Source organism: Neobacillus drentensis, from assembly GCF_036966985.1.
Taxonomy (GTDB): Bacteria; Bacillota; Bacilli; order Bacillales; family Cytobacillaceae; genus Neobacillus; species Neobacillus drentensis_E.
Map to the genome: position 1 here is coordinate 1 of NZ_JBALSN010000207.1, position 8,445 is coordinate 8,445.

Consider the following 8,445-nt stretch of genomic DNA (forward strand, 5'->3'; position numbering starts at 1 on the left):
TTAATCGTCCTTTACCACACCCAAAGTCAACGATTCGATCATTGCTGCTAATTTTATAATAAGTAAATAATTCTTCGAGCGCACTATAAGGAGTGGGCTCATAACGATGGTAATGAAATGACTTATGAAATCCTTTTTGGTCCCCTCCTGTTTTTATTCCCATCAATTTATCATAATAATATTCTTTCATTGAATGCTCCTATCAAACGAGGTCATCCCCCACTTGTAGGTGAGGGATTTCTTTTTTATGCTACCTTAATTGCTTTACCAAACGGAACTCTTGGTAAAATAGCACCCGGTACAAGCCATATCATTTCATAACTAACATTTTCAATCTCTTCAGAAATAAAACCAGTTACATCCGTAATGTAAAACAGGGTATCAATATTCTCTTCTTTTGCCCACTCAAGCACCAAAGTATATGAAGACTTCCCATGTGTATAGTATTTAATTGTATCACTTTTAATGGGGGTCGTACTTCTAATTTTAAAATCTGCTTGGACTAAAATAGTATCCGGTTTTACTTGTTCAAACAGTTTTACTATGTTATTGATTAAATCGCTTGGGGCTTCATTCGTGGATGTGTCAACAGCCAAGGCAACCTTTTTATCTTGGCGCTGTTGGATCATTGAAAGTATCGTTTTATGCCATTTCAACACAACCAACTCCTTTGGAATGAATAAGTGAACCATCTTATTTTGCTTTAATAAGATGGCGGATATGATTGGATAATTGCGGTAATCATCGCAACGGTGAAGAGGTTGCTGGGTAAAAAAATGGGCTCATCTTGGTCTGCCCTAGATGAGCTCATGCCTATTTATTCCTTGTTTTCATTCAGTTCATCAATCAGCTGCTTGGTCCGTTTCGCGTTTCCTTCTGCGAAGTTTTCGAGACGTTCCTTTAGTTCATCATCATCATGTATTCGCTCAGCGGTTATAAGATAGGTCCGCATTAAATTTTCTTCTGTTTCAATCGCATCCTCAAGAACATCTTTAAGTACTTCCTTTTCATCATTCTTACCATTAGAAAAATTGAATCCCATCTAAAAGACCTCCTTTTCATCCTTATCGTTCTCTTTTCTATTTCCAGATATCCAACTGAGCAATAATACTTTTAAACTTGCCATAATTAATTAAATCGTGTAAGATTAAATCGTAGACGACTTATTTTTAAACAAATGAATCCATATATTAAGGGGGAAGTTAAATTGACAACAGTTTATGATTTTGATGTAAAAATGACAAATGGTAAGGAAAAATCAATAAAGGATTACGAGGGTAAACCATTACTGATTGTGAATACTGCTAGTAAATGTGGTTTGACACCCCAATTCAAAGGACTTCAGGAATTATATGAAAAATACAATGAGGATGGCTTGGAGATTTTAGGCTTTCCATGTGATCAATTCAACAATCAAGAATTCGCTGATATTGAAGAAACCACACAGTTCTGCCAATTAAATTATGGTGTAACCTTTCCAATATTTGCGAAAATTGATGTTAATGGCGCCAATGCTGATCCCTTATTTACTTATTTAAAAAACCAGAAGCCAGGAACACTTACTAAAAATATTAAATGGAATTTCACAAAATTTCTGGTTGACCCAAAGGGGCAAGTGATTGAACGCTATGCACCCACTACTGAACCAAGCAGGATTGAGAAAGATATTAAAAAATTAATGTCATAATTTTTTTAAGTAAGGTGATCATCTTGGAAAACTTCATGATATTAAAAAACCAACTTTGCTTTGCCGTATACGAAACAGCAAGTGAATTCAATAAGTTATATTCTAGTGCACTTCAGCCCTATGGCTTAACCTATCCTCAATACTTGGTCCTATTAGCATTATGGGAGAATGATGGTGTTTCGGTCAAAGACATAGGAGAAAAACTGAGTCTAGGGACTGGAACATTAACTCCTATGCTTACAAGAATGGAGGCAAACGGTTGGCTTCGAAAAGAACGTTCAACAGCAGATGAACGAAGGGTCTTTATTTACTTAGAAAAGAAAGCTCTTGAAGAAAAGCAGGCTATAACAAATACAATCAGTGACAAAATCCAATCCTGTCATATTGAACTCGAGGAATATAAACAATTGATGGAACGGCTGAATCAATTGCATAATAAGTTGAAAATCGAGAACATTGCCAGTAAATGATCCACATACAAAAAACAACACTTAAGTTTCCAGTGTTGTTTTTTGTACTATTTTCATTTGATTGAAAAAATTTCCCTAATGGTTGGCTGGTCTTTAATAGCCTGGGCTGGATATTGATAAACGGTTGGATTGCGGATACAGAGCCGCTCCCATGCGTCTACACATTGAGGGTCAAAATGGCTCCCTTTGTTTTCTTTAATATACTTCATAGCTTTACTATGAGCCCATGCCTTCCGATAAGATCGCTCCGAAGTCAGTGCATCATACACGTCGGCAACCGCCGTTATCCTTGCGAAAAATGGAATCTTTGTTCCTTTTAATCCATCCGGATACCCGCTTCCATCCCATTTTTCATGGTGTGACCTGATAATACTCAATTCCTCTTTCATAAAACCTAGATCTTTGCACATTTCGTAACCATCGACGGAATGCCTTTCAATGAGAGCCCTTTCTTCAGGCTGCAACTTGCCCGGTTTATTTAGAACTGAATCAGGAACACTAATTTTACCCACATCATGAAGGAGTCCCCCTTGAACAATGGCACGTAGTTGTTCAGGTTTCAATTCAAGTTCTTCGGCAAGTTTCAACGCATACATGGTTACCCTGAAGGTATGCCCCGCTGTGTAAGTGTCTTTTTTTTCTGTGGCCGTCACTAGAGCCTTGACACTAGGACCAATGCTGTTAGTTATTCTTTCAAATGGGTCGTTTGTAAACAAGGATTGGATTGACTCCGCTAATGTTCCTTTCACCGCATACTGTTTCACTAAACCGATGATCATGACAATCATGGCTGCAAGTAATAAAAAATGATAAATCCACCAACTAACACTCCATAATACCCCTCTGATCATAATCAGCTGGGATACCAATAACCAGCCTGAGCTATATACAATCGCAAGTTGCAAGGGAAATCTTGTAAACCTGTAGGATTGATAATAGCGGAACATAGTTACGCCATTTAACAACATAGTTACACTAGTCATAATGATATTTAACGGTTTTGCATTTAATGGAAGAAAATGAACGAGACGATGGTTTATCATTAATATTAAACAAATAACCATTATAGTAACTGTCCATATAGGAAGGAGGTACCGCTGCACTTTTGAAAAAAACTCAATGATTGGATGATCTGAAGGTATGGAAGATAAATAAATCCATATGGTAGCTAGGATTATACTTAATTGGGCTGCGATTCCAGGCAAATGGGTAACGCCAAGGATAAAATTAGGAGTAGACAGTCCATGAATCGAGAACATTAACCCAAGAGATAAAAATGATAATGATAGAAAACTTATTTTAATATTCCGGATCCTCCTTCCAGCCATGCCCACTGCAATAGCAATGATACTGGCAAGAATGGACACAAGGCTAACAATATAAAAGTGCCCTCTCGGCAAAGGGATATTCAAATCCTTAAATAACCCTAAATGAAAGGCTTCAAAAATCAAATATAGGACTGCCACAGCCAGCAAAGGTCCAAGAAAACTGTATTTTCTCATATACTCCTCCAAAAGATTAGCAAATTCAATGCTCTCTATATACATAGTATATTCTTAAATCACAGGAATATTTGGTAATGCTAGTATTAAATTAGAGAAATATTACTGTTTATGATTTTTATGAGATTTACAGTTTTTATTTTGATATAAATTCACAAGACCCGACTGCTCCATTACAGTCGGGTCTATACTTATATATATTCTAAATGCCCAGTCGATTACTAAGTGCATTACCATCATCTTCAAATTGATATATTAAACAATTCCAGTTACTAAGTATACAGCAATAATAAAGAAGGCTGCGATTGTTTTAATAATCGTGACAGCAAAAATATCGCGATAGGATTGCTTATGTGTTAATCCTGTAATTGCAAGCAAGGTAATAACAGCACCATTATGCGGAAGTGTATCCATACCGCCAGAAGCCATGGAAATGACACGGTGCATTACTTCAAGTGGAATTCCAAATTGGGTTGCTAGTTCAATATATTTATCTGCCATAATTCCAAGCGAGATGGCGATACCAGCCGAAGCAGATCCAGAAATGGCAGATAGGACATTGGTTGTAACCGCCCCGTTTAATAATGGATTCGTAAATAATTTTGCGATTCCATCTCTTGCAATTGTAAAACCAGGAAGGTTTGAAATTACGGCACCGAATCCATATTCTGTTGCAGAGTTCATGATGGCTAATAATGCACCTGCAATACCAACATTCATGCCATCTTTGAAGTTCATCACAATCGGTTTACGATTATATAAAATAGTGGTAAGAATACCAAAAATAAGGGCAATTTCAACTGACCAAATACCGACAACTTGAGATGTTTCAATGTTTGGAAAACTTAAGCCAATTTTAGAAAAATCAAACCCATTCGGATACCATTTTGGAATTAATGTAGTTAACAGTTTATTTAACACACCAACAAGCACAACTGGCACAAATGCTAAGATTTTATGTCCTATACTTTCATTTTGGTCCAAATCAATGTCGATTTGTTTTTCTTTTATTGTACCAAAGCTATAATAATCTTCGCCGGCGATTTCTGCCTTTTTACGACGGGAGTTTAGATACAACATACCAATCACGAAGATAAAAATGGCACCAATTATCCCTAACGTAGGTGCAGCATAAAGATTTGTTTTGAAAAATGTAGTTGGGATAACGTTTTGTACTTGTGGTGAACCTGGAAGTGCGTCCATCGTAAAGGTAAATGAACCTAATGCAATCGTTCCTGGAATTAACCGTTTAGGAATATTAGATTGTCTAAACAAGTTTGCAGCAAATGGGTATACAGCAAAAGCAACTACGACTAAACTAATACCACTGTATGTTAAAATCGCACACAATAAAACGATGACTAACATTGCCCGTTTACGTCCCACTAATTGAATTAAGGTAGAAGCAATGGAACGGGCTAGTCCAGACATTTCTACAACTTTTCCAAAAATAGCTCCTAATAGGAAAATTGGGAAGTAAAGTTTAATATATTCCACCATTTTCCCCATAAACACGTTAGAGAAAAACGGGAGTACCCAATCTGGATCTGTTAAGAGTACCGCGAATAACGCACATAATGGCGCAAACATGATCACTGAAAATCCTCGGTATGCGATAAACATTAACATTCCGAGTGCTATTAATATAATTACTAATTCCATATAATTTCTCCTCTAATCCCAGGATGTTAATTTCAACTAAGATGAAATTATGACAGCTCTCTCTTCTTTTAAGTAAAAACGCTTACACGTAAAGTGAAAGTAGAAAAAATTCCGATATACGATAATTGATGGACGGGGACGTAATGTCCCCTCCATCAAAAAAACTCAATTCTATTAATCTCTTTTTAGTGGGCTTTGAATTTTAGGCTAAGACTGTTTTTGGCTTGTTTTTAGCAATTTCTGCTGCCACTTCAACGATCATATCCTCTTGTCCGCCAACTACTTTACGTTTTCCTAATTCAATGAGAATATCACGTGAGTCAACACCAAATTTTGAGGCTGCACGTTTGGCATGTAGAGCAAAGCTTGAGTACACACCTGCATATCCTAGTGTTAAACTGTCTTTTGTGATTTCTTGTGGTACTTGTAAAATTGGAGCCACAATATCCTCGGCCAAGTCCATCATTTTATATAAATCTACCCCAGTTTTAATTCCCATCCGTTCACAAACTGCAACTAGTACTTCTGTTTGTGTATTACCGGCTCCAGCTCCTAAGCAGCGAACACTGCCATCTATACGAGTAGCGCCCTCTTCAATGGCTGCAAGTGTGTTAGCCATTGCAAGAGATAGATTGTTATGACCATGGAAACCAACATTAACGCCAATTGATTGTTTAAGAGCACGAATTCGTTCCCTAACCTGGTCAGGAAGTAAGTAGCCTGCAGAGTCAACCACATAAACAGTGTCTGCTCCATAGCTTTCCATTAGTTTTGCTTGTTCTACTAATTTAGCAACTGGTGCCATATGGTTCATCATTAGGAATCCAACTGTTTCCATTCCAAGTTCTTTGGCATAGGCAATATGTTGCGGTGCTACATCGGCTTCTGTAACATGTGTTGCAATACGTGCCATTTTAGCTCCTAAATTTGCTGCTTCTTTTAATTCATGCAGGGTACCGATCCCTGGTAAAAGAAGAACAGCAATTTTGGATTTATCTGCAACAGATACTGCTGCTTCGATTAATTCCATTTCGTTTGTGCGTGATAGTCCATATTGTAACGAAGATCCTGCTAAACCATCTCCATGTGATACTTCGATATAAGGGACGTTAGCATCATTTAATGCTTTTGCAATTTTAAGTACTTGATCAACTGTATATTGATGATTGATAGCATGGCTTCCATCGCGCAAGGCTACCTCTGTGATAAGAATATCTCTTTCATTTGTCATTATTATTTACCCCTTTCTACAGCTCAAACTGTTTCTTTCATTAATAGTTTTTTGGCAAATGCTTCAGCAATTTTTACACCTGCTGATGTCATGATATCTAAATTTCCTGCATATACAGGCAAGTAATCACCAGCACCTTCTACTTCTAGGAAGATGGTTACCTTATTACCTTCAAAAATAGGTTCCGTACGAAGTCGATACCCTGGAACATATGCTTGAACTACTTTTTCCATTTCAGCAATAGATTTTCTAATTGCCTCTTCATCCATTTTTCCTTCTTCTACAAGGGTGTAAACAGTATCGCGCATCATAATTGGCGGTTCTGCAGGATTTAAAATCATGATCGCCTTCCCTTTTTTGGCACCACCAACTTCTGCAATCGCATGAGAAGTTGTTTCTGTAAATTCATCGATATTGGCACGTGTTCCAGGGCCAGCACTCAAGCTTGCAATTGTCGCAACAATTTCTGCGTATTCTACAGGAGCTACGCGGTTTACTGCATGGACCATTGGAATGGTCGCCTGACCACCACAAGTAATCAAATTGATATTATCTTTATCTAAATGTTCATCAATATTAACAGCAGCACATACATATGGGCCAATAGCGGCAGGAGTCATATCAATGACTTTTATACCAGCTTCTTTTAATACCTTTGCATTGTAGAGATGCGCTTTGGCTGAAGTTGCATCAAAAACGATGTCAGCTTCTAGGGTTGGGTCTGCAAGGAATCCATCAATTCCTGTATCAACCCCTGCATAACCTAATTCTCTTGCACGGCGTAACCCGTCTGATTGCGGGTCAATTCCAATTACTGCTGTTAACTCTAATAAATCAGAGCGTCCAAGTTTAATCATTAAATCTGTTCCAATGTTTCCTGAGCCAAGAACGGCAACTTTTACTTTTGACAAATTAATTCTCCTCCTAAAAAATATTGTATTGATTGTTCTATCTAGTTTTTCTATAAGATGCTTTTACCTTGATAACCTAAACAACTTGAAATCTCAGCTGCAGCCCTTCTAATTCCAGCTATTACTTGTGGTAGCTTATTTTCATCAAGTCTCATTTTAGGTGCAGCACAGCTAATAGAAGCGATTACATTACCTTGATGATTAAAAATTGGAGCAGCAATACATTTCAGCCCTAACTCAATTTCCTCATCGTCAACCGCGTACCCTTGCTCACGAATGGCATGTAACTGTTCTTTAATCTCCTCAATATTTGTCATCGTGTGTTTCGTAAACGATTCCAAAGTGATTGACGATAAGATTCTATTTACCTCATTTTCATTTAAGTGAGCAAGGATTGACTTCCCTACCCCAGTACTATGAAAGGGAGCTCTTTTTCCAATATGCGAATAAATAGTAAGGGCACTTTGTCCTTCTACCTTTTCAATGTAAATAATTTCATCTCGTTGTAAGGAAACTAAGTGAACGGTTTCATTTAGTTCATCGACTAAATCTCTGATAATTGGCTTTGCAACTTTCGCAATATCAAGATTTTTCCCGACAAAATTACCAAGCTCAAAAAGTTTGATCCCCGGCCTATACTTTAAATCTTCAGGATTTTGTTGAAGATACCCTCTATGTTCTAAGGTTTTGATGATTCCGTGGACTGTACTTTTTGATAAATTTAAATGCTCACTAATCTCTTTGATACTTAGTTCTGGTTTAGATACCAAAAATAATTCAAGGATATCAGCAGCTCTTTCAACAGACTGAATTAAGCGTTCTGACACAACCATCCTCCTCTTTGTTCGACATTATCGAATGCCATTCGTATTTCTTAAGGACAAATTAATAGTAACTCTCGTTCATTATTCTGTCAATCTTTTAGATGATTTAGTTAAATGGTTTAATTTACCCTTGATAAAATTAAAAGAAGCCTGATTTC

The 8,445-nt window shown here is 37.1% G+C and carries 9 protein-coding genes and 1 pseudogene; 2 read left to right on the top strand and 8 right to left on the bottom strand.

Translation table 11 applies throughout. The features are described from left to right. The 3 genes and pseudogenes from V7659_RS14200 to V7659_RS14210 all read right to left on the bottom strand — a co-directional run. Positions 1-190 (bottom strand): annotated as a pseudogene (locus V7659_RS14200) (SAM-dependent methyltransferase); the annotation flags it as partial. 55 nt (positions 191-245) lie between these two features. Then, a complete protein-coding gene (locus tag V7659_RS14205; protein ID WP_335540569.1) occupies positions 246-656 on the bottom strand; it encodes a VWA-like domain-containing protein in 411 nt (136 codons plus the stop codon). A gap of 161 nt (positions 657-817) precedes the next feature. Beyond that, positions 818-1,042: a hypothetical protein gene (locus tag V7659_RS14210; protein WP_335540550.1), complete on the bottom strand. Its 225-nt coding sequence runs from the start codon at positions 1,040-1,042 to the stop codon at positions 818-820. 165 nt (positions 1,043-1,207) lie between these two features. Here V7659_RS14210 and V7659_RS14215 point away from each other — a divergent pair, with 165 nt between their 5' ends. Together V7659_RS14215 and V7659_RS14220 are read left to right on the top strand one after the other, a co-directional pair. Beyond that, a complete protein-coding gene (locus tag V7659_RS14215; protein ID WP_335540551.1) occupies positions 1,208-1,687 on the top strand; it encodes a glutathione peroxidase in 480 nt (159 codons plus the stop codon). Positions 1,688-1,710: 23 nt separating this feature from the next. Then, a complete protein-coding gene (locus tag V7659_RS14220) occupies positions 1,711-2,157 on the top strand; it encodes a MarR family winged helix-turn-helix transcriptional regulator (RefSeq protein WP_335540552.1) in 447 nt (148 codons plus the stop codon). A 53-nt stretch (positions 2,158-2,210) separates the two neighbouring features. Here the strand turns inward: V7659_RS14220 and V7659_RS14225 are convergent, their stop codons facing one another. The 5 genes from V7659_RS14225 to V7659_RS14245 all read right to left on the bottom strand — a co-directional run bounded on the left by V7659_RS14225 (position 2,211) and on the right by V7659_RS14245 (position 8,290). After that, entirely contained in the window at positions 2,211-3,659 is a 1,449-nt protein-coding gene (locus V7659_RS14225) for an HD-GYP domain-containing protein (RefSeq protein WP_335540553.1), read from the bottom strand. Between the two features lie 255 nt (positions 3,660-3,914). Beyond that, positions 3,915-5,321: a GntP family permease gene (locus V7659_RS14230; RefSeq protein ID WP_335540554.1), complete on the bottom strand. Its 1,407-nt coding sequence runs from the start codon at positions 5,319-5,321 to the stop codon at positions 3,915-3,917. A gap of 202 nt (positions 5,322-5,523) precedes the next feature. Continuing rightward, entirely contained in the window at positions 5,524-6,552 is a 1,029-nt protein-coding gene (dmpG, locus tag V7659_RS14235) for a 4-hydroxy-2-oxovalerate aldolase (RefSeq protein ID WP_335540555.1), read from the bottom strand. A gap of 23 nt (positions 6,553-6,575) precedes the next feature. Continuing rightward, positions 6,576-7,463: an acetaldehyde dehydrogenase (acetylating) gene (locus tag V7659_RS14240; RefSeq protein ID WP_335540556.1), complete on the bottom strand. Its 888-nt coding sequence runs from the start codon at positions 7,461-7,463 to the stop codon at positions 6,576-6,578. A 50-nt stretch (positions 7,464-7,513) separates the two neighbouring features. Then, positions 7,514-8,290, bottom strand: a complete 777-nt coding sequence (locus tag V7659_RS14245) for an IclR family transcriptional regulator (RefSeq protein ID WP_335540557.1) — start codon at positions 8,288-8,290, stop codon at positions 7,514-7,516. Positions 8,291-8,445: the final 155 nt, after the last annotated feature.

What these genes read in the sequence shown, in the direction of transcription:
- V7659_RS14210 (WP_335540550.1), bottom strand. Translation starts at nt 1,042, where the DNA reads ATGGGATTCAATTTTTCTAATGGTAAGAATGATGAAAAGGAAGTACTT.
- V7659_RS14225 (WP_335540553.1), bottom strand. Translation starts at nt 3,659, where the DNA reads ATGAGAAAATACAGTTTTCTTGGACCTTTGCTGGCTGTGGCAGTCCTA.
- V7659_RS14230 (WP_335540554.1), bottom strand. Translation starts at nt 5,321, where the DNA reads ATGGAATTAGTAATTATATTAATAGCACTCGGAATGTTAATGTTTATC.
- dmpG (WP_335540555.1), bottom strand. Translation starts at nt 6,552, where the DNA reads ATGACAAATGAAAGAGATATTCTTATCACAGAGGTAGCCTTGCGCGAT.